Origin of the sequence: Neobacillus niacini (genome assembly GCF_036961885.1) — a bacterium.
Classification (GTDB): Bacteria; Bacillota; Bacilli; order Bacillales; family Cytobacillaceae; genus Neobacillus; species Neobacillus niacini_H.
Map to the genome: position 1 here is coordinate 61,700 of NZ_JBALNQ010000060.1, position 25,207 is coordinate 86,906.

A 25,207-nucleotide genomic window follows, 5' to 3' on the forward strand; every position below is an offset into this window, starting at 1 on the left:
TGCGCAGTACAACGATACTATGCAATAAAAATAATATTCCAGAATCGGGCGTATTGCGGAAGACCATCAGCCTAAAGATTTTTAGACTCCAAAAAAAATATCATCATATAAAAAATTAGAAGTGGGTGAAGGTTTGTTAGATCTTACATATTATCAATCTCTTTTTAATGAAGACAATACAGAAATTAGATGCCGAAAAGTACTGGATGAGATATCTCCAGCGGTCAAACCGATATTCCAACGGTTTGTTGAAGCGATAGGTGTTCCTCTTGGAAGTGAGTATATCGTTAAAAGCTATGACGTGACACTTTCGACCACTTATAGTGACTCTCGCAATCCTACTTATGCAGAAAAGAAAAAGGACTCGGATATCGGTCGTAAATATTTCGTTAAACTCAATCGTAAAGTTGATGAAAAAGAATACAATTTTTTGACACTCGAATTTGATGGATTGAATAAAATGATGGTTATCCATATGGAGTTAAATTTCATCCCTTTTTGGGCATGGGTTAGGAATGAAAAAATACAAAACGTTTTGAATGCCATTCCTGCCAATTATTCGACTTTTACAGGCTGGGCAGAAAAAAACATTTTAGCAAAAGACGAATTTGTTTCGTTTGTGAAGGGATGTATTAAGCCGCGCAAACGACCTTGGTTTCAAATCGGGACAAGCTTACCGTTAGAAGGAACGATTGATGAAGAAACCTTATTAAAAGCTCTTCATGATTCTTGGGAGGAATTAGGTTCATTTCGTCGTTTTTATATGGAAGAAATCGATGTTTCAAAAAAAGCATATGATGCTCTTTTGAAATTAGCAGCAACAAGAAATATTAAAGAAATAAAATTACTTGGTCGTGAGTATTCAATTGATATTGCTGCATTAGAAAATGAAAAATCAAATGGGAAGCGCCAGGCCTTTTATATTAATGAGGGAAATCAACTGGTAACGAAAGGGTTTATTTATTACCTCCAGTATCATGATAAGAATTCCCCATTTCAAACCATTATCGTGCAGCTAGAAGGTCATAATCATATTTTTACAAGTGCAAGAGAGATAATAGGAACTAGCTCCAAGGAATGGTGGATTACCAAAGTGTTTGCTACTCACAAACTCGACAATCATGCCATTATGACTGAAGCCATGCGGTTGTTAAGGGAGCATGATTTTGATGTCAAAGGCTATTCATATTGCGTCGGTACCTTCAATAATGATACAGAGTCATTTGCCGAAGGGGTGGAACGTGTAAAGAAAAACTTTATTCAATCTGCTCTTTTATTTGCCCATGCCAGCAAAAAACTGGAATTATCGTCGGAGGAACCAATAGGGGAAACGGATGTTGTTAATAGTACAGATCCAGAGGAAGGCTTGGAACCAAATTTTACATTTAACGAAATAATAAATACGATTTCCGCTAGTCAATTTACCTTTTCAAACGATATTATCCGCGACTTACATCTAAATCTAACTGCATTAGATGACAAGCATTTTGTTCTGTTAAGCGGGATATCGGGAACAGGGAAGACACAGCTTTGCCGATTATATGCAAATGCTGTATATGGACTGGAATTTGAGAGTGAGAATCCATATTTTACAATCATCCCTGTCAGACCGGACTGGACCGATGCAAGTGCACTATTCGGTTATTACAGTTCATTTGAAAAACGGTATGTAAAAACAGAATTTCTTAATGTTCTATTGAATTCCCTAAAAGAGCGGGAAAAACCTCATTTTATCTTATTGGATGAGATGAACTTGGCTAGGGTCGAGTATTACTTAAGTGATTATTTAAGCGCAGTGGAATCACGAAAGGAAATTCCTTTGCATCAAGACGATTCCATTATTGATATTCCAAAGAAGCTTTTGATTCCACCCAATGTGTATGTGTTGGGAACAATAAATGTAGATGAAACTACACATTCCATCTCCGATAAAGTCCTTGACCGTGCATTTGTCATGACGCTTTCTGATGTGGATTTTGATTCCTTCTGGGAGCGTGTGGACCAGGACCTAAAAGCAGCGCTTACGAGAGAATTCCAGATACTAAAAGAATTACACCATACCTTATCACGCTTTGAACTTCATTTTGGCTACCGGACGATGGGGGAAATGTTGCAAAAATTATATGCCAACCATCAACTTCCTGAAGAACACCAGATGGATCCGATGGATGCTATGGACCGCGTCATTTCTGAAAAAGTGTTAACCAAAGTCAGGGGAGATGAACGAATTTCCGAAATGCTAACAGAAATGGAGCAGTGGATGGAAGGAAATTTACCTCCTAACTCGATCTCACTTCAGCACGTAAAAAGGATGAAAGAGGAGCTGGAGTACTATGGAGCAACTCAATTCTGGAGGTAGTATTCTTGAATTATGGGATATCCAGCAAGGGTGGATTCCATTTCTCGATGCATTTTTAACAGAGGCTACAGAATATAAGCTTCGACATAAAGGGGATTATTTGGATGTCCGGATACAGGATATTCCACTGCCCTTTTACCAGCAACAAGGTTGTTATTATACAGCGTTCATTACTCCGTTTCAATTCGGAGAATTAAAGGTATATATTAACGGTGGAAACTATGAAACCTATATTTATCCTGATGGTCGAAAGATGACGGTAGAACAGTTTACACTGATGCTGGTGGAAATCCTCGAGGAGGCAAATTGTTGCTTTCAGTTAAGCGGTTTAGAGACGCAAGTGAGCGCGTCTGGGAGAAATCGGGATATTTCTTGGACTCAATGGTGTTATATAGAACAGTCCTTTTTTCAATTAAAACAACTCTTTCCAAAAATAGAAAAGCAGCCGTTTCGACACTTAGAAAAGTTTTCCATGACGATGAAAAGAGAGAAAGTAAAACAATCTGAACACTTAACATTACAATGGTTGGACAAAAGTGGCCATGGGGATGTTATTCCGAGTAATGTGCAAAATGTAAAAATCCTTGAAACGAGTAACCTTTACGAAAATCAAGTATTAAAGCAACAGCTGCACGAGTTATACCGGTTGCTTCGACAATATGAGCGTTTAGCGTTTGAGGGTGCTGCAGGTAAAGCAGCCAAATATAAAGGTGTTGTGGAACGTTGGCTAAACAGTCCGTTTCTGACAGAAATAACCGAAAACAAAGGCCCTTATAGCATTACGCAAAAATTTCGGAAGCATCCAGTCTACCGCCTCTGGTACCTTTGGTTTGACAACCTTTATAAACACAATCGTGAAGGCATCGGGTTTGATTATCCGATTTCCCTAAAGGACACATTTCAATTGTATGAAATGTGGTGTTACATGAAGATCGTCAAAATTCTAAGGGAGTCCGGTTTCGTCCTTAATACGAGCGGTTTATTTAAAACAACAAAAGATGGGATTTTTCTAAATCTAGCTGAAAATAAAGTAAGTCAAATACATTTAACCGGTGGACTTTCCATTTATTATCAACGAACCTATCAATATGATTCAAAGGACTTCCATACCTATACACAAAGAATGATCCCGGATATTGTAATAGAAGGGAAGAAGGATTTCATTATTTTTGACCCTAAGTATCGAGTGCCAAACAATCTCGGAACGGCTCTCGGTGAAATGCACAAATACCGGGATGGTATTATCAATCGGGACACAGGTAAGAGAGCAGTCAGAGTAGTATTTATCTTAACACCCACTAAAGATGAACAGCTGGAAGGGTTAAGGTACTTTCGAGAAGATTTTCAACAAACGTATGGGTTGGGTGCTATTCAAGTATTGCCTGGCTTTGAAGATGAGTATCTAAAGGGAAAAATTCTAAAGAGTATCAAGAGTTTACGGGGTTAATAATAGAACTCATTATAACAAATTACAGCCCTGCGAATGTATATAAAGTATAAGAGACATAGGAGGTGAAAAACCTTTGTTAAAACATGGTTTAAGCAGAACGAAAATATATGGTGTTTGGAAATCTATGCGAGTTAAGTGCTATAGCAGCAATAAAGATAATCACCATAAAAAGGGTCAGATATGGATTTGTGATGAATGGAAAGATGATCCTGTAGCTTTTGATAAATGGGCAAAAGAAAATGGTTATCATGAGGGTTTACAATTAGTAAGAAAAGACAAAGAAGATGGATATCATCCAGGTAATTGCGCTTTTCTAAAAATTGAAGAAGCAAGTAAAACTCATGGAATGAGACGAACAAGATTATATAATACATGGACTCAAATTAAACAAAGGTGTACAAATAAAAATAATGACCGTTATGAAGAGTATGGTGGGAGAGGAATTAAAGTATGTAAAGAGTGGATGGAATCATTTGAAGTTTTTAAAGAATGGGCTCTAAAAAATGGTTACAGAAATGACTTGTCGATTGATAGGATTGATGTGAATGGTGACTACGAGCCTATTAATTGTAAATGGAGTACAGAAATCGAACAACAGAGGAACAAAAGGAATAATCATTATAAAACTATTAATGGTGAAACAAAAACTGTAGCTGAATGGGCGGAAATAAGCGGATTACCATATAAGACGCTCCAAAGAAGAGTTTATACTGGTTGCAAAGAGGAAGATTTATTAGCTCCAGTAGGAAAAATATATGAGCATAAATACCTGATTGAAATAAATGGCGTAAAGAAGACAATGAATGCTTGGGCAAAAGAAGCTGAATTACCTTTTTCTACTGTTAAAAGAAGATATCAAAGAGGTGTTAGAGGAGAAAACTTGCTTAAAAAGGAAGGCTGAATAGCAAAAAACATGATAATCAATTGTCGCTGGATATATAATGTTGGAATTGAAAAAAGGAATAACTATAAATTATCGCACTAAAAACTCTATTAATATGAAAACGGCGTGTTAAAACTGTTGTCAGTTTGCACGCCATTTTCATTGTCATATATATTATATGCACCTCGAAACGGAACGGTTTACTATGTTAATAGGCTTGTTTAGTTATGACCATTTTAAAGTTTAATATCCCCAAAATGGACAAAGTGTTTTTCTGCAATGTATCTGTCATATACTTCAATCGTCTCATCTTTAACATCTACCCGTACTTCTTGAAAGGCATCTGAATAAGCCTCAAAGAAATAGGAGTCCTCTTCGAAGTAGTCATAAGTAATATCCGTGTAGCAGTTTTCTTCAAGGATACAAGTAATTTTATGAACCATCTCTCTTTCAAAATCGTCTTCGAATTCATCTTCTTCTTGTTCTATTCCTAAATATGTGATATTTGGGTTACTAAATCGCAATTGGTAAATCCATACCTCATCAAAACCACTTCCATTAATATATGAATAATTTTCTTTTAATTTCACAAGAGCAGCTTCTTTTGTCGTAGCGGTAACAAAACCTAAAACTTGAAAGTTTTCATAAAATGTATCATTTGGTGATTTAGTGATTCCTTCTGGGGTTATAATAATCCAATTATTCATAGGCCTCACCACTTTTTATTTTGTTTGGAAAAATTTCAAATTGCTCACCATTCGATGCCTCTAGCTGGATCATCTTTAACAAATTTACTGGGATTCATACCCTAACATAGACCAGGACATTTGATTTTATATAAATTTTTCAAAATCCGAACTATCGTTATATAATGGTGGTCAAAGATGCGAAAAAGTAGGTGTAATCCGTACTAAGGGGATTTATCACATCCAGAACGTCAACAACTATCACAGTAGACTAAATGGATGGATACAACGATTTATGGGTGTTGCAACGAAGTATCTGTTTTAAGCGAATTAGAATTTCGAACAAACCTTACACGAAAACAGGTATTGAATATAACAGGAACATAGGAGGTATGGGATATGAAGATCAATAGAATCGATCATGTGAGTATAAACGTAAATGATCTTTCAGCGGCTAAAGCGTTTTTTCTTGATTTAGGACTTGAAGTGCAGGCGGAATGGGAAATGGATGGAGAACTGTTGGACAAAATAGTTGGGCTTAATGATGTTAAAACGGCATGTGTAGGGTTGGGGATGCCAGATGGTCAGGCATGGATAGAGTTAGTCAAATTTTATACGCCGACAGATGAAAAAGATATTCAGCAACCTTTTGCAAATACGCTAGGTATCCGACATATTTGCTTTGCTGTTGAAGATATTGAAGCTATTGTTGCCAAATTGAAAAAGAAGGGCACGGAAATCTTTAGTGAGATACAGCAATATGAAGAAAGTTATAAGTTGTGCTACGTTCGTGGTCCAGAGGGAATTATTTTAGAGTTGGCGGAGAAAATCAGATAAATGTGGAAATTCAACACGTCAAAGTATTCACTCTAACAGATATTGGGACAGAAATCAGGAAAGATAAGAGGGAAGGAAAGGGGCTTTTCGAATTGCTGTCGCAAAACAAAAAGAGTCAATACTAGACTCTTTTTGTTTTGCGAAACATCGCTTTTTAATATAGTTTTATTAACAGACATGGGGTCTGTCCCCCGATTTTTTCGATTTTCAAGTGTTTATTTTTTATTCGTCTCTCTGCATTCGTTTACGTTTAAACAATTTGGCGATCCCAGTGACGGTGAGCAGAAATAGATTTTACAAAATTCTCTGCGAACTCTCTCATATCATCTCCAACTACAACGCCGGGACTGTTCATCCATTTCCACGCTAGCAGCCATTTTTTTCCTTCGTGTGTGGCACCAATCGGCTTGAAGTGAGAGAATGCCTCGTTAATGAAATAGGCTCCCTTTTGGTTAAACTTCGTACATTCTACATTTCCACCAACCGCATAGATAGCATCAAACAATACGGAATCCACCGTTAAAAAAGTGTGGTCAACTTCCAGCTCTGTACCATCAGAACCTTTGCATATTCCGAGCTTATCGCTAATGATTTCAACTTGAATGCCTTCTGCTTTTAGGTCTTTCAATACTTCCGATACATCAGCACCGTTAAAATCGTTGCTAATAATCACTCCTACTTTACGTGTTTCAGGCTGTTTCTTTGTATTTACCTGGCTAAGTGATGGAGATAATTTCATTCCTTCTGATTGTGAGACTTCTCCTTGTGGCGGGTTTGCACCTATCTCATCCGCAATGGTCGTTGCGAGCTCTAAACTAACGTTAGCAAACATATCGACCACTTGCTGCTGCACATCTTTACTCTTTACTTTTCCAAGCTCAAAACAGAACGCGTCAATGATATGCGCTTTTTCAGTTTTACTCATACTGTTCCAAAACAGGCTAGCTTGAGAGAAATGATCTTTAAAGCTTTCGCTTCGGTTTCGTACCTTTCTGCCTTCAATTTTTTCCTGATAATGAACATACCCACCTTCTTCTTCATTTGCGGGAATAGGGGTATTTGAGGCTAGTGAATTATTATGGTAGCTCACTTGCCCTTTGTTAATGGTTTGACGTCCAAAGCCATCACGCTGATTATTATGGAACGGACAAACAGGTCGATTAATCGGCAGCTCATGAAAATTTGGTCCTCCAAGGCGAATTAATTGCGTATCTGTATAGGAAAATAAGCGACCTTGAAGCAAAGGATCATTCGTGAAATCGATACCTGGTACCACATGACCTGGGTGGAATGCTACTTGCTCCGTTTCAGCAAAAACATTATCGACATTACGATTCAATGTCATTTTCCCAATGATCTTTACCGGTACTTCTTCTTCAGGCCATAATTTCGTTGGATCAAGCACATCGAAATCAAATTTAAATTCATCTTCTTCCTCTATCATTTGAACTCCTAATTCATACTCAGGGAAATTGCCGCTCTCGATTGATTCCCATAAATCACGACGATGGAAATCAGGATCTTTTCCTGCTATTTTTTGCGCTTCATCCCATACAAGTGAATGAACACCCAATTTAGGCTTCCAATGAAACTTTACAAACCGTGCTTTACCTTGATGATTAACAAAGCGGAAGGTATGAACACCAAACCCTTCCATCATACGAAAGCTTCGTGGAATTGTACGATCTGACATATGCCACATAATCATATGGGCTGTTTCTTGATTGTTCGCTACAAAATCCCAAAATGTGTCGTGAGCCGTTGCTGCTTGGGGGATCTCATTATGAGGCTCGGGTTTGATCGCATGCACTAAATCTGGGAATTTAATGGCATCCTGAATGAAAAAAACCGGAACATTATTTCCAACTAGATCATAATTACCTTCTTCGGTATAAAATTTTGTCGCGAAGCCACGGACATCCCTAACAGTCTCAGCTGATCCGCGTGAGCCTGCTACAGTGGAAAATCGGACAAAAACAGGCGTTTTAACGGATGGATCCTGCAAAAAACCTGCCTTTGTATACTCTTTCATCGACTCGTAAACTTCAAACTCACCATGGGCAGCATAGCCGCGTGCATGCACAATACGCTCTGGAATACGCTCATGGTCAAAGTGGGTCATCTTTTCACGAAAATGAAAATCCTCCATTAAAGTCGGACCACGTTCGCCAGCTTTTAAGGAAAACTCATCCTCCGAAACCATTAACCCCTGATTGGTCGTCATATGTTTGCCTTCGTCATTAACCCGGAACTGCTCCAGTTGCTCATTTTTACTGTTTTCATTCACTTTCTTCCCCTTGTTGTTCATGATCGTTCCTCCCTATCGGTATTTATTATGTAAAAACATTACATTATTTCGTACCCTAGTTAGAGTTAGATTAAACATTTTTTGTAAATTTCTGTAAATTTAATTCTCGAAAAATCTGGAGTATTTCAGTCTTGGTGCTGGATGTGACTTTCTTCCTGTTTTGACAAGAAGTTGGTTTATTAGACAGAATCCTGGGTATATCTACTGTAGAAAAAAGATTCTAGGAATCTTTTAAAACCAACTAGGGAGGGGCTAACATATGAAAAAAGTAATTGGAAGTATTTCACTTATAGTAATCCTGCTCTTGTCAACAATCCTGTCAGGATGTTCGAACAAGAGCGATGCTGCTAGTTCAAATGGTAAGGTAGTGGTCGACTTTTGGACGTTCTGGGGGTCGGAAACAAGACGACCGGTCATTGAAAAAATTGTCGACGAATTTAACAAATCACAGGACAATATCTTGGTTAAACATACCTTTATTCCTTGGGGAGACATTTGGACCAAAAACCTTGCTGCCGTGGCTGCTGGAAATCCTGCTGACATCGTAATCAATGATATCAATAGTGTTTCGCAGCGCGCCGAAAACAATCAAGCAGAAGATTTATCAAAATACATAGATCAAGATACATTTAAAGAACAATTTTATTCTAATCTTTGGGAAACAGTTTTATATAAAGATAAGCCATATGCGGTTCCGTTCACAACCGATACGAGATTGCTATTTTACAATAAAGACGCATTTAAAGAAGCGGGTTTAGATCCTAACAAACCGCCAGCCACCTGGAAAGAGCTTGAAGAATATGCCGAGAAGCTGGATGTAAAACAAGACGACAAATATACCCGCATCGGATTTTATCCGTTGTTTGGCGGCTTTGGTGCTCCCAGCTGGCTGAAAAATGCGGATAATGGCACTGGATACCTCGAAAACGGAGAGTTAACAATCAACACGCCAAATAAAGTGAAAGCGTTAGAATGGTTAGTTGAATGGCAAAAACGCTACGGAAAAAAGACGATCCAAAACTATCAAGCCGAATTCAGCAACGGGCAAACCAATCCATTTATTGGAGGAAAGGTTGCCATGTTTACAGATGTAGCCACCTTCTATACGCAAATCCGGGACTCAGGTACAAAGATGAATTTTGGTGTGACAACAATGCCTACATTTGATGAAAACAGTAAGCCGTGGAGTGACGGCGGCGGATTTGTGGCGGAGATTCCAAAAGGAGCCAAACATCCAAAAGAAGCCATGGAATTTATAAAATATTTAACTGGGGAAAAAGCTCAAAAATTCTGGGCAGAGAAGAACTATGATAACGTCGCCAACATAAAGGCGGCAGAGAGCGTTTTAAATGGTTTAACAGGTGACGCTAAAACGGTATACCAAAATGCAGTAGATTCTATGCAATATACTACTCTATCACCAGTTCCTAATCAGTATCCTGACTATCAGGAACGTATTAATCCACTGGTAGAGTCAGCGATCGACGGCAAAATAACAGCTGAAGAAGCATTAATTGAGGCCGAAAAAGATGTCGCAAAAATGAAAAAATAACGACGAGAAAAGAAAAGAGAAGCGCTCGACGCTTCTCTTCCTCGTGTAAGAAAGGAATGAGCAGGATGGAAAAAGTGACAGCGGACCAAGCAAAAACAAGATTGCCGAGTATTTCGTTAAGCCCAAAGAAGACGAGAGCCGTGGCTCCGTCGGTTTCCAGTGTAAGGAAACGTAATCTGATAGGCTATATATTTATTTTACCCTGGCTGATTGGTTTTGTTGGATTGATAGCGGGCCCTTTGTTATTTTCCTTATTTGCTAGCTTTACAGATTATAATATTACCTCCAAGATGAATTTTATCGGACTGGAAAACTATAAAAGAATGTTCACTTTAGATGATATGTTCTGGACAGCGCTTTGGAATACTCTTTACTATGTGATTTTTTCTGTTCCATTGACAACGGCGGGAGCGATTATGATTGCCGTTTTATTAAACCAACAGGTGAAAGGAATGAAGGTGTTCCGTACCATCTATTATCTCCCATCTATCCTGTCCGGTGTAGCGGTCTACTTCTTATGGATGCAGCTGTTAAGTCCCTCTACAGGGTTAGTCAACCAATTTTTACATATATTTGGAATCGAAGGTCCCTCATGGCTGTTCGACCCCAACTGGACAAAGCCGGCGCTGATATTGATGAAAATGTGGAGTGTCGGGGGAGGTATGCTTTTATATCTCGGCAGAATGCAAGGCATTTCTCCGTCATTATATGAAGCGGCCGATTTAGATGGGGCGAGCGGTTTTCGAAAATTCTTCCATATTACCCTTCCGATGATAACGCCGATCATTTTCTTTGATATCATTACGAGTACCATCGGATCGTTTCAAATTTTCCAAGAAGCTTATGTCATGACCCAAAATGGACAGGGTGGACCAGGCAATTCGCTGCTGTTCTACAATCTTCATATGTGGAACAATGCGTTCAAATCTTTTGATATGGGATATGCCTCAGCCATGGCATGGTTCTTATTTATCATTATCATGGCGCTGACATTTACTAATTTAAAAGTAGGAAAGAAATGGGTTTATTATGATGGAGGGGATGACAAGTGATTAGAGCAGCAGTAAGAAGAGCAAATCAGAATAAAAGGCTCAACGTCAAAAAATCTATGGTGTTTCTAATCCTTTTCTTAGGAAGTATCATGTTACTGACTCCGCTTTGGTGGATGCTTTCAACTTCTCTAAAATCCCCACAGGAGATCATGCAATATCCTCCTTCTTTTTTTCCAAAGGGTTTTCATCTTTCTAATTATATAGAAGCATGGAAAACCGGTGATTTTACGAGATGGAGTTTGAATACCTTGCTGATTGCTGTTGTGACTACAATTGGTAATGTCTTTGTAAATGCTTTTATCGCCTATGGGTTTGCAAAGGTACGCTTTAAGGGAAGGAATGCCCTTTTTGTTTTGGTACTGTCCACAATGCTGATTCCCGGTTTTGTAACGATGGTACCGCAGTATGTTTTGTTTTCAAAATTAGGGTGGGTTAACACCTACCTGCCGCTCATCGTACCTGCCTTTTTGGGAAGTGCTTTTAATATCTTTCTGATTAGACAATTTATGATGACCATTCCAAACGAAATAATTGAGGCTGCGATTATGGACGGGGCAAGCTATTTTCGGATTTGGTGGCTTATTGCTATGCCGCTAGTTAAGCCAGCTTTAATTACAGTTGCGATTTTCTCCTTTACCGGTGCATGGAATGACCTGCTGGGACCATTATTGTATCTAAGCGATGAAAAGCTGTATACACTTCAATTAGGACTTCAGACCTTTAAAGGCAGTGTCCAGACGCAATGGAATTATTTGATGGCTATGTCTGTGATGGTAATGATTCCGACCATATTGATTTTCTACCTGTTCCAGCGGCATTTTATTAAAGGTTCCAATATTTCAGCTGGAATGAAGGGATAAGTGATATTATGATAAATGAAAGAGTGGTCAACCGACAATAATTAACGATGTTTGTGCTTGTATATAGTAATCTTTACACTTGAGGCTCTCAACTATGTTGGTTGGGGGTCTTATTTTAAAAAAGCTTTTATTAGGTGAATAGGCAATAGTTAATTTTTTCGGTAAGGATTGCTTACATATTTTTTTGCAACTTAGATTTACTACCTATCCCCCGCGTTTACCTTTGTAGAGTGTTGGGGGACAGGCACAAATATTGATAGCTAGGCACTTGGGTACATAAGAAAGAATGGATTCTAGAATATCTTGTGGAATCTGTGATTTAAGGGGTTAGTGGGTTTAGAATTCATGGAATTGGTAAAATAAAGTTTATGAAGTTAATAGAAGAGGAGGAATAAAAATGCCTTATAATTCTCCAAAAGACCTTCCGGATCCAGTGAAAGACAATTTACCCCAACATGCCCAAATAATTTTTATGGAAGCTTTTAATTCCGCAAGTGAAAATTATAAAGAGGAAGAAACTGCATTTAAAGTAGCATGGAGTGCTGTTAAAAAGAAATATAAGAAACGCGATGACAAGTGGGTTGAAAAATAATGTTCTCAAAAATTGAATCGTATAAGAAGTCAACAGAGCTGTTTTATAACTATTTAGAGAATTATCAGGTGCCTAAAAAAGTTCTTTTTGAAAGGATGAGTGTTAAGAACTGTATTTTATTAGTTTTTTCACGATTGATGTACTTAACACGAGAATTAATTGTAACAGGTCCAGTAGAGGTACCTGATATAGAAATCAGAGATAAATCGGAAAATGCTCTTAAAATCTTTTATGATTATTATAAAGAACAATATGAATATGTATCGCCTGCATTATCATTTTGAAAGAAAGGCAGGAAATCCCCTAGTTCACTAGAGTAAAGGGGATTTTTTTATTAACCAAAGTTTCAGAGAAACAGTAATTTTATGATGAACATAGGTGGGAAAATAATCCTTCCTTAATATCAGCCTTTAATCCTATAATAGATATATGAATAGTTCCAATATAGGAGATCAAAGATGACATGAAGAAATTCACAGCAAGTTATTGCCACTCCAATGTAAATTTTATTATTACGAACCTACCTAACTACCAGATCGTAACACCATACACAAATATTATCCGTATTGTACAAAATATGATCATACGTGGGGCACCTACGATTGCTTCAAAATTTTTACGAAATGAGCTCCATTTAGAGAGAGATTATTTAGACACGATGGAAAAGGTGAAGTTTCTTTCGAAGGAAAACTTGAACTGGACCCAGACGATAAAAGGGGATATCAGTAATGATGATTATCCTGCTGCCCAATTTTATAATGACCTAGGATCAATATTAAATACTTTTGGTTTTATCAGGAATGTAACAATTGCTGAATGCCCGATTTCAGATATACTTCCTGAAGTTGATCAAGCGTTTAACAAGCAGCAAGTGGATTTCTATATCCCTCTTCTTAAAACGGTCATTGAAGTCGATGGGTCACACCACAAAAATCAAGTCGTACTTGATCAAAAAAGAGATAAAGCGTTTGAACGTGCGGGAATCAATGTGGTACGGATTAATACAAAAGAAATTAGAAATAGAAATTATGAACCGTTTAAAGCTGAATTCAGAAAGATATATAGGGCCAATAAGGATAACTTCAATCAATATCGGGATTACTTAGCTATAAACCCTAAGGACTATGATGTACAAATTAACTTGACCTCTATTGCTAGATTTCAAGTTTTTATTCTTGAACTGCTTGATCGAGGAGTTCTTTCTTTTGATAACAAGACTTGGAATTTTAATGTGTTTGCAGTGGATGCACGACGTTATTTGGAGTTGGCCTTGAAGGATTTAGAGTTGTGGATTGCCAACATTGCTGCCTTGTTTAATACATATATTGATATGCCCCATATTAAGATAACGGTCTTTGAGAATGAGGCCCAAATGTCACTTCAGAAAGATGCTATCACCATTAAGTTTGATATATTTAAGCGCTGGGATGATTGCATTTACGAACAGAATGTCTATCATATTCGAACCGATTTTGATGATGAGGCAAACTACTTTTCTGTCAAAGTGAATGAACCGGTTGTCTATACTTTAACGACTAAAACACACCAGAGACATCTAGAGTTTATCCTAGAAAATCTATTCGGGCATGAAGAGTTTAGGGATGGTCAGTTAGAAATCATCATTAATTGTTTAAATGGTGAAGACACGATTGGCTTGTTACCAACTGGGGGAGGAAAATCTCTTACCTACCAATTGTGCGTTATGCTCCAGCCGGCAATCAGCTTTGTTGTTGTACCGATCAAGTCACTTATGTTGGACCAAATATCCAATATGAATGTAAAAAATCACATTACGCACGCAAGTTTTATTAATAGCGATATAACTCCTGAGGAATCAAGTAGACGGCTAAGAAATTTTGCTACAGGAAAGTATTTCTTTTTAATTATTTCTCCTGAACGCTTCCAGATGCGTAAGTTCAGAGAAGATTTATCATTAGTTAATCAAACGAAAGCAATTTCATTGGCAGTCATTGATGAGGTTCACTGTTTGTCTGAATGGGGGCATGACTTCAGGACCTCTTACTTAGCTTTGGCTAATACGATCATTAAGTTTGCTCCTTCTTCTCGATTTTTGGCATTGACTGCAACAGCATCTTCGAAGGTCTTGAAGGATATCATGACGGAACTTGATATCAAAAGTAATAATGTCATCACGATTCCAAAATTCACTCGGGAAGAATTGGAATTTTCAATTGTTCAAGTAAAGTCAAAGGACAAACAAGAGTATTTGGTTGATTATTTACGGCATATAAGCAAAAATCGATCTAATTCAAATGATAAAGCTGCTACATTAGTTTTTACATCCATTGTTAATGGCGCAAATGGCTGCTACCAGTTAAGTCGTTCTATACATGATAGGACTGGTTTAGCAACGGAATTTTATTCTGGGAGTGCGCCTAAAAATTGGGGTTCTGATTCATTCTCAAAGTATAAGGATAAAACTCAGCAATCCTTTATGAATGATGAAATCGATGTGTTAGTTGCCACCAAGGCTTTTGGCATGGGCATTGATAAAGGAAATATTCGGCAAACCATTCACTATGGCATACCAGGTTCATTAGAATCGTTTTATCAGGAAGCTGGTCGTGCTGGTCGTGACAAAAGTAAATCAAATTGTCTTATTTTTTATAGTCCCGATCAATTAAATGAAAGGCAATTGCAAGACATCTTTGGAGTGAATACGAATTTACATTCTTTGAATGAAGAAAAGAAAAAGATGAATGGTGATTTAAATACGTTATTATTTTTTCTAACGAACAATTTGAAGAATATAGAAGAAGAAGTGGAAGAAATATTTACTTTTTATCAATCAAACTTAACCACAGGGAATCTTGAGGTGGCTATTAATTTTACGAATGATAGGGAACGAGAACGAGTAGAAAAATGTGTCTATCGGTTAGCCCTACTAGGAATTGTCGAGGATTGGACAATAGATTGGAAGAGTAGGCAGTTGGAGGTAGAAATAGCTGATTGGACGGAGCAAACGGTGGTCGGTAAGTTAACTAAACATATTAAAAAATACGATTACACGTTCACGTTAGATCCAAGTGAAAAATCTTCAGAGCAATATTTTGTCTTAATCAATCATTTCCATAAAAGTAGTGAACCTTTTTTAAAAAGAATTCTTTTCGTGCTATTAAAGTGGTATAACGACAATGTGATTTATTCAAGGAAACGGTCGATGTTATTAATGAAGCAGTACGCCGATGAATTTACGGATAGTGAGTCATTGCAACAAAAGATTGAGGTTTATTTTAAGAGAAATGATGATGTTTACTTTTTAGAGCAGGTTGTTGCGCAGAAAGATCGATTAAAGGATTGGTTCAAAATTTTCTATGTGCAAGAAGAGGGCAAGGACGATCAACCACGCTCCCTTAGTACGTTTAAAAGCTTGAAAATCACTGTAAGTCGTTTCCTAGAAAGCTATAATAATGATATAAGCCTTAATTTGATTACGGGTATCACTAGTCTCGCGGATGGTGAATTTGATTCAATTGATGGACGCGAAAGGATGGCTGTAGCGATTCGTCAAATTTCGAAACTGGATTCTGAAATGAGAGTAGAGATGCTTGGGTCAATCTTGGAGACATCGGATGTCTTCTTGGATGTGGATCAAAGAAGACTATTGAGTGAAGTGTTAATAACAAATGGCTTCGATTTGATGGAGGATTTAAAACAAATTTATTCAAGCCTAGAAGATAGGTTCAGTTATGGCAGCATGATAAAAACACTACATTCCACAATTAAAGAGCAATCTTATGGAGGTTACCCATGGGAAGTATAGAACAAATAGATCAACTAGAAACATATATTATTGATCTTGGTAATGAAATAGAAAGTGTTAAGAAAGCATCTGATTACCTGAAACTTATTGAAGAATTTCAGGAAAAAATAGCAAAAACCTCTGACTCACTGAGCCAGTCAAAAGAGCAGCTTAAGCTTTATCAAGAGATTATGGAAAGTAAGTTAGAGCTATTCCAAACGACTTCTAAAAATATCGAAGCTAAACAGCAGTCACTTGAACAGTCACAATTCAACATCCTTACCAGTCTGACTGAAATGAAACAGCAGCAAGAAAAGAATGAAAAGGGAATGATCTCTTCCTTCCTGGAAATGAACAAAGTGGCCAATCAAAACCAGACCGCACTTGTTGAGGGACTCAAACGTATAAATGATGAACAGCAGTCACAGTTTAATCGTATATCTAAGGCTAATAAAATGTTTTTTGCGATAAACACTGTGCTGAGTGTCTCAATCGTGGGGATTTTAGTCTATCTTATATCGAGGTAGTGTATTTCGGTTTGAATTACCAAATTCTCTTAATCTTCATTATTACTTTAATCACGGCAAAAAAAATCCCCAGCTCGATCAGAGAGCTTGGGGATTTTTTACGTCTAAGAAAAAAGATTTACTTTTTCCGTAACACTCCTTTTTTAACAAGGTTAACAAGTGTGCCCTTTTTCTTGTATCGATTATAAGGCATTATATAAAAACATTCGGAGTTACGCTTGGAACTGAATAATTAGGGAGAGATGCCGTTTACTTTAAAGGTAAGCGGCTTATGTTTTGCATTTCTTCAAACATGAGACGTAAACGGAAATTACCAGAGAACTATTTAGCTACAAAACCAAATTAAGTGTTGACATGGGGCATTACGGCTTTCAGGTTCTAATTTATGATGAAACAAAGTCTTTAATAAATTTCAATAGAGGTTATGATATCTTTACTGCGAGAACAGGGTGGAAAAGCAAATTATTTTATTTAATTTTCAAAATATATAAAAAATAAAAAAACAATCGTTGACATTTACAATTAATTTTAATATATTTAACTCATAAGTTAAATAATCTGTTTATTTAACTCATGAGTAAAGTGAGGAGAAATTCAACAACTATGAATTACCTTATAATGTTAAAAAAACAGAAAGGTCGGATAGTTAGTTATGAGTGTCGGGGGAGAGTTAAAAGCAAAAAGAGCAATTAAAAAAATCGAAGATAAAAAGCGGGAAATAGCAAGTCAAGCTATAGATTTAATGAGAGAAACGGGATATCACAACATGAGCATGGATGAAGTTGCCGAGAGAGTTGGGCTTACAAAACCTACGCTGTATTCTTATATATCAAGTAAACAAGAATTACTATTTTATATATTAGAATCGGCAATGACTTCAGGAACTAAAAGCATAAAAGATATTATTTTACAGTCGAAGTCAGCACGAATACGGTTACGGGAAGCTCTTACTGCTTATGCAGAATTAATCTTAAATAGCAGCAATTTATTTTATTCTGCTTTTACTGAACACAATTCTCTAACAGATGAACATCAAATTATTATACGAAAAATGCAATCTGAATTTCTATCTTTATGGAAAAATTTATATGAGGAAGGTGTTCAAGAAGGAATTTTTGAAAAAATGCCTACAAAAATTGCTATTCAAATGTTACTAGGAGTTATGCATTGGATTCCATTTTGGAATAATGAGATAGACAAATATAATCAAGAGGATAATTTAATGAGAATTGTAAATTTTTGTGAACGTGGCTTACTAAAAAAAGAGGATTAAAAACTACCTAAGACTATAATGTGAAAAGAAGTTTCTATTTTTGACAAGGGAACTCAAAGCTTGAGAAAAAGGAGAGAAAAAATTGAAAAATAAAGTTGGTATTGTTGGTGCAGGTATGACAAAATTTGGAGTTCGCGAGGCCACATACCGTGAACTTATAGCAGAGGCTGGGAAAGCATGTTTTGATTCTCTCAATGGGGCAATAACGCCGAAGGATGTTGATGGATTTATTCTTGCATCTGTTCTACCAGAGAGAAATGCCTTTCAAAGTCATGTTGCCTCGTTAGCTGAAGAAACGCTTGGGATTAGACCTACTTCATTATCTACTCGTGTTGAACATATGTGTGCGAGTGGTAATGTTGCCATTCGGTTAGCATATGCAAGTATCGTGGCTGGTTTAGCAAAAACGGTTATGGTTGTTGGAGTTGAAAAATTAAATACACCTGTAATGACTGAAACTTTTGGAAATATGGGGGCAGGCCTTGATAGAGAATTCGAAAGTTCATTAGGTTTAACTGCTCCACCTGTATTTGCAATTACTGCCCAAGCACATATGAGAAAATATGGAACAACTGAAGAACAGTTGGCAGCGATTTCAGTTAAGAACCGAGAACACGCATCAAAAAATCAAAATGCTCACTTTAGGAAACCAACAACTATTGAGGAAGCATTAAGCGGACGTATTATCTCATCTCCTTTAAGATTGTTTGACTGTTCTCCGATTACAGATGGGGCAGCTGCAGTAATTATAACTTCGGATGAACGAGCCAGAGATCTTGTCTCAAAACCTATTTATCTAGCAGGAAGTGGTCAAGTTGTTAATAACTTTACTGTTTCAAATTCATATAAAGATTTAGCTACTTGGCCGGCCTTAAAATTAGCAGCCCAAAATGCATTTCATTCAGCGGGAATCACTGCTAGAGATGTGGATATAGCAGAGATTCATGATTGCTTTAGCATTGCCGAACTTATGGTTTATGAAGAAATGGGCTTTTGTGAAAAAGGTGAAGGCGGTCATTTTGTTACTAGCGGACGTGCAGGTTATGGGGGAGACGTTGTAGTAAATCCAAGAGGTGGTCTGATTGGCTGCGGACATCCGCTCGGAGCTACAGGTGTTGCACAAGCATGCGAAATTTTCTGGCAATTACGAGGAGAAGCTGGGGAGAGACAAGTAAGTGGAGCTAAAATTGGACTCACACATAATAATAGTGGTCCTGGTGAACATGTTATTAATATATTTTCATCGGAGGTGTTATAAATGGAGTACGCTTATACAATGGATCCATTCCCTCAACAAACGAAACAATTTACTAAGCTATACACTTATTACGATAATTTGCGTAATGGGAACCTAACTACAACAAAATGTCAGAATTGCGAAAATATTAGCTACCCTGTAAAATCAGTTTGTCCAGAATGCCTTTCTGATCAATTTGAGTGGATTTCACTCCCACATGAAGGTACAATCGAAGCTTTTACCATACAGGAAATAGGGATTCCTGCAGGATACAGTGGACCTCTTATCTTTGCATTGGTGAATGTAGGTCCAATTAGAATGTATACACAAATTGTGAATTCACAAATAGAAGATATTGAAATTAATAAAAAGGTGACTCTTCATGTGCTAAAAGTACCTGACAGTCCGTTTTCAAAAGACAGAGTATTACCAACATTCCAATTAATATAATCTAATAATTCTGAAGGGATGATTACAATGAATTACAATCTTGAAGGACAGTTGGCTTTAGTAACAGGTGCAGGGCAAGGAATTGGAAAAATGGATGCTTTAACGATTGCTAGGTGTGGTGCTGATGTTGTAGTGGCTGATTTAAATTTTGAAGCTGCTGTTGAAACAGCAAAAGAAATTCAAAGTATGGGGAGAAAGTCCAAAGCATATAAAATGGACGTAGCAAATTTTGAACAAGTTCAAGCAGTTGTAAATGAAATTAAATCAGATATGAATAGAACTATTTCTTTATTAGTGAATAATGCAGCAAAAATGAATACGATGGCACAAATGAAAGACATGACATACGAAATGTGGCAAACCGATATAAATGTTAATTTAACTGGAACCTTTAATGTTACGAAGGCAGTGTGGGATGACATGCGTCTACAAAATTATGGAAGAATTGTAAATATGTCATCGATTGCGGGTATAATGGGTGGTTTTGGTCAAGTGGTATATTCTGCTGCTAAAGCAGGAGTGATAGGTTTTACAAAATCACTTGCGTTAGAGGGAGGAAAACATAATATTCGTGTAAATTGCATGGCACCATCTTTCCTTAAATCTCCAGCCTGGGAGACGATACCGAAAGAATATCAACAAAGAATGGAAAAGAAAGTTCCTTTGCAAAGAGTAGGTGAAACGCAGGAAGGAGCTAATTTAGTAACATTTTTATTGTCAGACCAATCAGATTATATAACAGGCCAATGTATACCAATTACAGGTGGCGCCGATCTTTTTATTTTTTAAAAATCATTAAGTAAAATTATTTAAGTTAAATCCGATATTTACATATTTTTGTAAATATCGGAAAATAATTAACTTTCGCTCGCAGATAATGTAAGGGTATTCATAGTCAATCCAACTGTATCTAATATAGTACTAGGTTTATGAAGAAACATCGATGTTACTCTTTACTAAAATAATATTCATTATGAATTAGGAGGGGAAATTTTGGAACTTGTTTCAAGTATTGTGGAAAAACAAGCAAGGTTAATACCAGATAAGCATGCTATTATTGACGATTCACATTCAAAAAAAATCACATATTCTCAACTTTTTAAGAGGAGTAAACGCTTTGCAAATGCATTACTTGATATGGGGCTACAGCCTGGAGATAGAGTTGCCATGATATTAAGTAATTCCTATGTTTCTGCTGAATTGATTTATGGTATTACAATGGCGGGAATGGTTATGGTTAACATCAATGAACGGTTAAGAGAACAGGAAATCAAATATATTTTGAACGATTCAAATACAAAAGTAATAGTTACAAGTAGTGAAATTACCAGGCTATTAAACAACATTGATGTCCCTGCTTTGAAATATACGATTTCAATTAATGGTGGTATCTGCGATTACCTGTACGAATCACTTTTGGAGAATTCATGTGATCAAAAGCCTAATATTAAAATGAGTATCGAGGATATCGCATTGTTACTTTATACAAGTGGAACGACTGGAATTCCAAAGGGGGTTCCGCTGAGTCATAAAAATCTTTTAACGAGTGCTATGAATTTTGTAATCGAAGCTATTCATAATCCAAATGGAAGTTACTTGGCTGTTATGCCATATCATCATATTGTCTGCGTTCCTCATATGGCCGCGATTCTAAGAGGAATGCGAGTTGTTGTTTCTAAATTTGAAGTTAATACTGTTTTAGAATTAGTTGAAAAATATAAAATTACACATGCTTTTCTTGTGCCATCAATGATAACGATGCTTTTAGAATCCAATCAGATTGAGCAATATGACACATCTAGTTTGGAGATGATCTTATACGCTGCAGCACCAATGCCGGTTGAAATTTTGAAAAAAGCATTAAAGCGATTCGGAGCAATTTTTTGTCAATTTTATGGTTCGACCGAAACGGCTAGTATTACTACAATTTTAAGAAAAGATGAACATATTTTAAATGGGACAGAAGAATGGACTGAACGTTTGGCCTCCTGTGGACGCGAAATTCTCAATACAAGTATAAAAATTGTTAATGAGAACGGTGAAGAGGTCGAAATAGGTGAACCCGGAGAAATTATCGTTAAAGGCGATAATGTAATGAAGAATTATTTTAATTTTGAGCAGACTCAAGAAGCAGTAAAAGACGGATGGTTCTATACGGGGGATATCGGTAAATTCGATCATGATAGGTTTATCTATATTGTTGATCGTAAAAAAGACATGATTATTAGCGGAGGTTTTAACATCTATCCGAGAGAAATAGAGGAAACTTTATATACACATCCTGCCGTGTATGAAGCTTCAGTCGTCGGCATTCCTGAAAAAATATGGGGGGAATCCGTCCTAGCATTAGTGGTCCTTAAACCTGGTTTTGTAGTGACAGAAGACGAAATTATAGATTTCTGTAAAAAACAAATTGCTAGTTACAAGAAACCTTCAAAAGTTAAGTTTATAGATGTTCTTCCACGAAATGACTCAGGGAAAATCAATAAAGTGGCATTGAGAAAAAAATACTGGGAAGGTCATAATAACTCAGTGATATAGAGGTGAAAAAAATGGAGTTTGGAAGCGGAAAGGTTCTTTGCGAATTTGTGGGTGAAAATATTGCCTTGTTAACGATTCAGTCACCAGAAAATGCAAACGCTTTAAGTGAAGAAATTAATGAGGGTTTACTAAAATCCTTTAACCAATTAAAAGATAACAATAAAGTAAAAGCAGTTATCATTACGGGGACAAATAAGTTTTTTATTGCGGGTGCAGACATAAAAAACTTTCCCATTGGCAATTTTGAATTAGCTCGGAAATATCTAAAAAAACAATTGGAGGTTTTTCGTGAGATCGAGCAATTTCCGAAACCTGTTATTGCTGCAGTTAATGGGGTTACACTTGGTGGCGGTTTGGAGTTGACTTTATTCTGTGATCTGGTCATTTCATCGTCTAGAGCTAAATTTGGATTTCCTGAGGGAGAGCTCGGTATTATACCCCCATATGCTATTTCACGATTAATGAATATTGTTGGAAGGCGAAAAACAAAGGAGTTATTACTGTTAGGGACTCGTTTTACTGCTATGGAAGCAGAGGAAATGGGTCTAGTAAATTGTATTGTTGATCCAGAGGATCTACTATCTAAAGCGTTAGAATGGGGTAACACACTGGCCGAAAAAGCACCATTTTCTTTAGAATTGATTAAACAAGGGATTGATAAAGATTTAGGTGGCGTAAATGAGCAATATTTAATAGATGCTACTACATTTTTATTTGGGACAGAAGACTTCAAAGAGGGCATCCAAGCATTTAAAGAAAAACGCAAAGCAAACTTTGTTGGTCGGTAAAAATATAATATTTCAAGATATATAGGAGGTTCAAATGAGTTTATTGCTTAATGATGACCAAAAATTATTAATAGCAACGTTAAAAAAATATTGCAAAAAAAATATACCTATTGAACGCATCAGAGAATTAGACGTTCATGAGGAGTTTCCAGAAAAAGAAATGCGTGATTTGGCGGAAATGGGATTCCTAGGTGTTCCATTTCCTACAAAGTACGGTGGCATGGAAGGAACAATGAAAGATTTAACCGTTATTATGGAAGAACTTTCGTATCATGCTCCTGTTGTTGCGACTGCTTATATTATGTGTGTAGTATTTGGCGGAAAATCAATCCTTTCTTATGGAACAGAAAGGCAAAAAGAAAAATATATTCCTGAACTTAATAAAGGTAGGATAAAGTTTGCGTTATCCGTAACTGAGCCTAATGCAGGATCAGATATAGCAAATATTAAAACAACTGCAAAGCCAAATGGAAACAATGAGTATATTCTTAATGGCAGCAAGGTGTTTTCAACGGGGGCTCATGTAGCGGATTATTTATTGGTACTTGCAAAAACAGAATCCAGTGCTACAAAAAATAGAGGCTTAACCATGTTTTTAGTGGATAAAAAATCTCCCGGTATCGAAGTAATTAAATTAGATAAACTTGGAATGAAAGCTGTATGGACGAATGAAGTCTTTTTTACGGATGTAGTCGTTCCAGCAGAGAATATATTAGGTACATTGGGAAATGGATTCTATCATTTAATGAGTACGTTTGGAGATGAACGGATTGTAGGAGCTGCAGTAACGGTTGGGTATGCTCAAAAAGTATTAGATGATGCTTTACTATATTCAAAGCAACGACAGCAATTTGATCAGAGTATTTCTGAATTCCAAGTTATCCAACATTATTTGGCAGAAATGCAGACAAAAATCAATGCTTCCCGATTGTTAACGTATCATGCAGCAGAATTGCGTGATAAAGGTGAACTGGCGATTAAAGAGACGAGTATGGCGAAATATTATAGTTCTGAAACATTGACATTTGTGGCCAACAAAGGGATGCAAATCTTCGGAGGAAATGGGTATATGATGGAATTCGATGTTCAACGTGCTTGGAGGGATGCGAAATTTTGGGAAATTGCAGGTGGAACAACGGAAATTCAAAAGAATATTATTTTTTCGCAGTTAAAAATGCGTTAAGTTCCCTCAAATTTAATTAACGTTCATTAAAATTTTTCTGGTTTTCCAAAGTTATCATTCGAGGGGGTGTTTGATTGTTAACTATAAATAACATAAAGGTCTATTACAACGACGTCATTCTTGCCTTAAATGGGATCTCGCTTTCGGTACCAGAGGGAAAAATTGTTGCCCTTCTTGGTAATAACGGAGCAGGAAAAACAACTGCATTAAGGACTATTACTGGTCTTTTGAAGGCTGTTAATGGAAAAGTTGAAATGGGAAGTGTGATATTCGATGGAAAGGAAATTCATCATCAACGTCCAGAGAGCATTGTAAAAAGTGGTATTAGTATCGTCCCTGAGGGAAGAGGAATATTTAAGGAGCTTACAGTTGAAGAAAACCTCAAAATTGGTGGCTTTACTAAAAAATACTCATCTGAAGATATGGAATTTATTTATGACTATTTTCCTGTACTTAGAGAAAGAAGGAAATCATTGGCTGGCTATTTAAGTGGTGGGGAACAACAAATGTTAGCTATTGGTAGAGCCCTTATGGCCAAACCAAGATTGTTGATTCTTGATGAGCCTTCATTGGGATTGGCACCGTTACTCGTGGAAAGGATATTTGAAATTATCAAACGAATAAATTTGGAAAACAATACCACTATTTTCCTGGTAGAACAAAATGCAAATGTTGCTTTAAACATTGCTGATTACGGATATATATTGGAAAATGGACAAATTGTTTTTGAAGACACCGGGATTAATTTGTTAGAAAACGACAATATAAAAGAGTTTTACCTTGGATTAGGTAAAGATGCTAAAAGAAAAAGCTTCCAAAATATTAAATCTTATAAAAGAAAGAAACGATGGTTATCGTGAGGAGGA

At 36.7% G+C, this 25,207-nt stretch carries 21 protein-coding genes; 19 read left to right on the forward strand and 2 right to left on the reverse strand.

Annotated elements, in window-relative coordinates:
- The first annotated feature begins 133 nt into the window (after positions 1-133).
- From V7124_RS21900 to V7124_RS21910, 3 genes are all read left to right on the forward strand, one after another.
- Positions 134-2,359, forward strand: a complete 2,226-nt coding sequence (locus tag V7124_RS21900; RefSeq protein ID WP_335493468.1) for an McrB family protein — start codon at positions 134-136, stop codon at positions 2,357-2,359.
- Positions 2,334-3,806 (forward strand): DUF2357 domain-containing protein, encoded by a 1,473-nt coding sequence (locus V7124_RS21905; RefSeq protein ID WP_335493471.1) that lies wholly within the window; start codon positions 2,334-2,336, stop codon positions 3,804-3,806. The genes V7124_RS21900 and V7124_RS21905 overlap by 26 nt, the downstream gene beginning before the upstream one ends.
- Before the next feature lie 76 nt (positions 3,807-3,882).
- Entirely contained in the window at positions 3,883-4,710 is an 828-nt protein-coding gene (locus V7124_RS21910; RefSeq protein ID WP_335493473.1) for a hypothetical protein, read from the forward strand.
- Between the two features lie 218 nt (positions 4,711-4,928).
- On the opposite strand, the gene V7124_RS21915 is transcribed toward V7124_RS21910, so the two are convergent.
- Positions 4,929-5,399 carry a hypothetical protein gene (locus tag V7124_RS21915; protein ID WP_335493475.1) on the reverse strand — a complete coding sequence of 157 codons (471 nt, stop codon included), beginning with the start codon at positions 5,397-5,399 and terminating at the stop codon, positions 4,929-4,931.
- Positions 5,400-5,777: 378 nt separating this feature from the next.
- Between V7124_RS21915 and V7124_RS21925 the strand changes: the two genes are divergently transcribed.
- Positions 5,778-6,215, forward strand: coding sequence for a VOC family protein (locus tag V7124_RS21925; RefSeq protein ID WP_335493477.1), 438 nt, complete (start codon positions 5,778-5,780; stop codon positions 6,213-6,215).
- Between the two features lie 250 nt (positions 6,216-6,465).
- Here V7124_RS21925 and V7124_RS21930 read toward each other — a convergent pair whose 3' ends face one another.
- Entirely contained in the window at positions 6,466-8,523 is a 2,058-nt protein-coding gene (locus tag V7124_RS21930; RefSeq protein ID WP_335493479.1) for a catalase, read from the reverse strand.
- 259 nt (positions 8,524-8,782) lie between these two features.
- On the opposite strand from V7124_RS21930, the gene V7124_RS21935 reads away from it, so the two are divergent.
- The 15 genes from V7124_RS21935 to V7124_RS22005 all read left to right on the forward strand — a co-directional run bounded on the left by V7124_RS21935 (position 8,783) and on the right by V7124_RS22005 (position 25,201).
- A complete protein-coding gene (locus tag V7124_RS21935; RefSeq protein WP_335493481.1) occupies positions 8,783-10,075 on the forward strand; it encodes an ABC transporter substrate-binding protein in 1,293 nt (430 codons plus the stop codon).
- Positions 10,076-10,140: 65 nt separating this feature from the next.
- Positions 10,141-11,127 carry a carbohydrate ABC transporter permease gene (locus V7124_RS21940; RefSeq protein ID WP_335493483.1) on the forward strand — a complete coding sequence of 329 codons (987 nt, stop codon included), beginning with the start codon at positions 10,141-10,143 and terminating at the stop codon, positions 11,125-11,127.
- Complete coding sequence (locus V7124_RS21945; RefSeq protein ID WP_335493485.1) at positions 11,124-11,987, forward strand: carbohydrate ABC transporter permease; 864 nt, start codon at positions 11,124-11,126, stop codon at positions 11,985-11,987. The genes V7124_RS21940 and V7124_RS21945 overlap by 4 nt, the downstream gene beginning before the upstream one ends.
- Positions 11,988-12,384: 397 nt before the next feature.
- On the forward strand, positions 12,385-12,579 hold the full coding sequence (locus V7124_RS21950; protein WP_335493487.1) for a ChaB family protein: 195 nt from the start codon (positions 12,385-12,387) through the stop codon (positions 12,577-12,579).
- Positions 12,579-12,863, forward strand: coding sequence for a hypothetical protein (locus tag V7124_RS21955; RefSeq protein ID WP_335493489.1), 285 nt, complete (start codon positions 12,579-12,581; stop codon positions 12,861-12,863). The genes V7124_RS21950 and V7124_RS21955 overlap by 1 nt, the downstream gene beginning before the upstream one ends.
- 179 nt (positions 12,864-13,042) lie before the next feature.
- Positions 13,043-16,363, forward strand: coding sequence for a RecQ family ATP-dependent DNA helicase (locus tag V7124_RS21960; protein ID WP_335493491.1), 3,321 nt, complete (start codon positions 13,043-13,045; stop codon positions 16,361-16,363).
- Positions 16,351-16,869, forward strand: a complete 519-nt coding sequence (locus V7124_RS21965; protein WP_335493493.1) for a hypothetical protein — start codon at positions 16,351-16,353, stop codon at positions 16,867-16,869. The genes V7124_RS21960 and V7124_RS21965 overlap by 13 nt, the downstream gene beginning before the upstream one ends.
- Before the next feature lie 652 nt (positions 16,870-17,521).
- On the forward strand, positions 17,522-18,142 hold the full coding sequence (locus V7124_RS21970; protein ID WP_335493495.1) for a TetR/AcrR family transcriptional regulator: 621 nt from the start codon (positions 17,522-17,524) through the stop codon (positions 18,140-18,142).
- Between the two features lie 82 nt (positions 18,143-18,224).
- Positions 18,225-19,400, forward strand: a complete 1,176-nt coding sequence (locus tag V7124_RS21975) for a thiolase family protein (RefSeq protein WP_335493497.1) — start codon at positions 18,225-18,227, stop codon at positions 19,398-19,400.
- The gene (locus V7124_RS21980) at positions 19,401-19,829 is read left to right on the forward strand and encodes a Zn-ribbon domain-containing OB-fold protein (RefSeq protein WP_335493499.1); all 429 of its coding nucleotides are present in this window, start codon (positions 19,401-19,403) and stop codon (positions 19,827-19,829) included.
- A 27-nt stretch (positions 19,830-19,856) separates the two neighbouring features.
- Complete coding sequence (fabG, locus tag V7124_RS21985) at positions 19,857-20,618, forward strand: 3-oxoacyl-ACP reductase FabG (RefSeq protein WP_335493501.1); 762 nt, start codon at positions 19,857-19,859, stop codon at positions 20,616-20,618.
- A gap of 204 nt (positions 20,619-20,822) precedes the next feature.
- Entirely contained in the window at positions 20,823-22,370 is a 1,548-nt protein-coding gene (locus tag V7124_RS21990; RefSeq protein ID WP_335493503.1) for a class I adenylate-forming enzyme family protein, read from the forward strand.
- 11 nt (positions 22,371-22,381) lie between these two features.
- Positions 22,382-23,158: an enoyl-CoA hydratase/isomerase family protein gene (locus V7124_RS21995; protein WP_335493505.1), complete on the forward strand. Its 777-nt coding sequence runs from the start codon at positions 22,382-22,384 to the stop codon at positions 23,156-23,158.
- Positions 23,159-23,192: 34 nt separating this feature from the next.
- The gene (locus V7124_RS22000; protein WP_335493507.1) at positions 23,193-24,341 is read left to right on the forward strand and encodes an acyl-CoA dehydrogenase family protein; all 1,149 of its coding nucleotides are present in this window, start codon (positions 23,193-23,195) and stop codon (positions 24,339-24,341) included.
- A gap of 74 nt (positions 24,342-24,415) precedes the next feature.
- Positions 24,416-25,201, forward strand: a complete 786-nt coding sequence (locus tag V7124_RS22005) for an ABC transporter ATP-binding protein (RefSeq protein WP_335493509.1) — start codon at positions 24,416-24,418, stop codon at positions 25,199-25,201.
- Positions 25,202-25,207: the final 6 nt, after the last annotated feature.

Bases quoted from the DNA above. Each gene is read 5' to 3' on its own strand.
- V7124_RS21915 (WP_335493475.1), bottom strand. From the start codon at position 5,399: ATGAATAATTGGATTATTATAACCCCAGAAGGAATCACTAAATCACCA.
- V7124_RS21935 (WP_335493481.1), top strand. From the start codon at position 8,783: ATGAAAAAAGTAATTGGAAGTATTTCACTTATAGTAATCCTGCTCTTG.
- V7124_RS21905 (WP_335493471.1), top strand. From the start codon at position 2,334: ATGGAGCAACTCAATTCTGGAGGTAGTATTCTTGAATTATGGGATATC.
- V7124_RS21970 (WP_335493495.1), top strand. From the start codon at position 17,522: ATGAGTGTCGGGGGAGAGTTAAAAGCAAAAAGAGCAATTAAAAAAATC.
- V7124_RS21930 (WP_335493479.1), bottom strand. From the start codon at position 8,523: ATGAACAACAAGGGGAAGAAAGTGAATGAAAACAGTAAAAATGAGCAA.
- V7124_RS21925 (WP_335493477.1), top strand. From the start codon at position 5,778: ATGAAGATCAATAGAATCGATCATGTGAGTATAAACGTAAATGATCTT.
- V7124_RS21950 (WP_335493487.1), top strand. From the start codon at position 12,385: ATGCCTTATAATTCTCCAAAAGACCTTCCGGATCCAGTGAAAGACAAT.
- V7124_RS21955 (WP_335493489.1), top strand. From the start codon at position 12,579: ATGTTCTCAAAAATTGAATCGTATAAGAAGTCAACAGAGCTGTTTTAT.
- fabG (WP_335493501.1), top strand. From the start codon at position 19,857: ATGAATTACAATCTTGAAGGACAGTTGGCTTTAGTAACAGGTGCAGGG.
- V7124_RS21940 (WP_335493483.1), top strand. From the start codon at position 10,141: ATGGAAAAAGTGACAGCGGACCAAGCAAAAACAAGATTGCCGAGTATT.
- V7124_RS21960 (WP_335493491.1), top strand. From the start codon at position 13,043: ATGAAGAAATTCACAGCAAGTTATTGCCACTCCAATGTAAATTTTATT.
- V7124_RS21995 (WP_335493505.1), top strand. From the start codon at position 22,382: ATGGAGTTTGGAAGCGGAAAGGTTCTTTGCGAATTTGTGGGTGAAAAT.
- V7124_RS21965 (WP_335493493.1), top strand. From the start codon at position 16,351: ATGGGAAGTATAGAACAAATAGATCAACTAGAAACATATATTATTGAT.
- V7124_RS21980 (WP_335493499.1), top strand. From the start codon at position 19,401: ATGGAGTACGCTTATACAATGGATCCATTCCCTCAACAAACGAAACAA.
- V7124_RS22000 (WP_335493507.1), top strand. From the start codon at position 23,193: ATGAGTTTATTGCTTAATGATGACCAAAAATTATTAATAGCAACGTTA.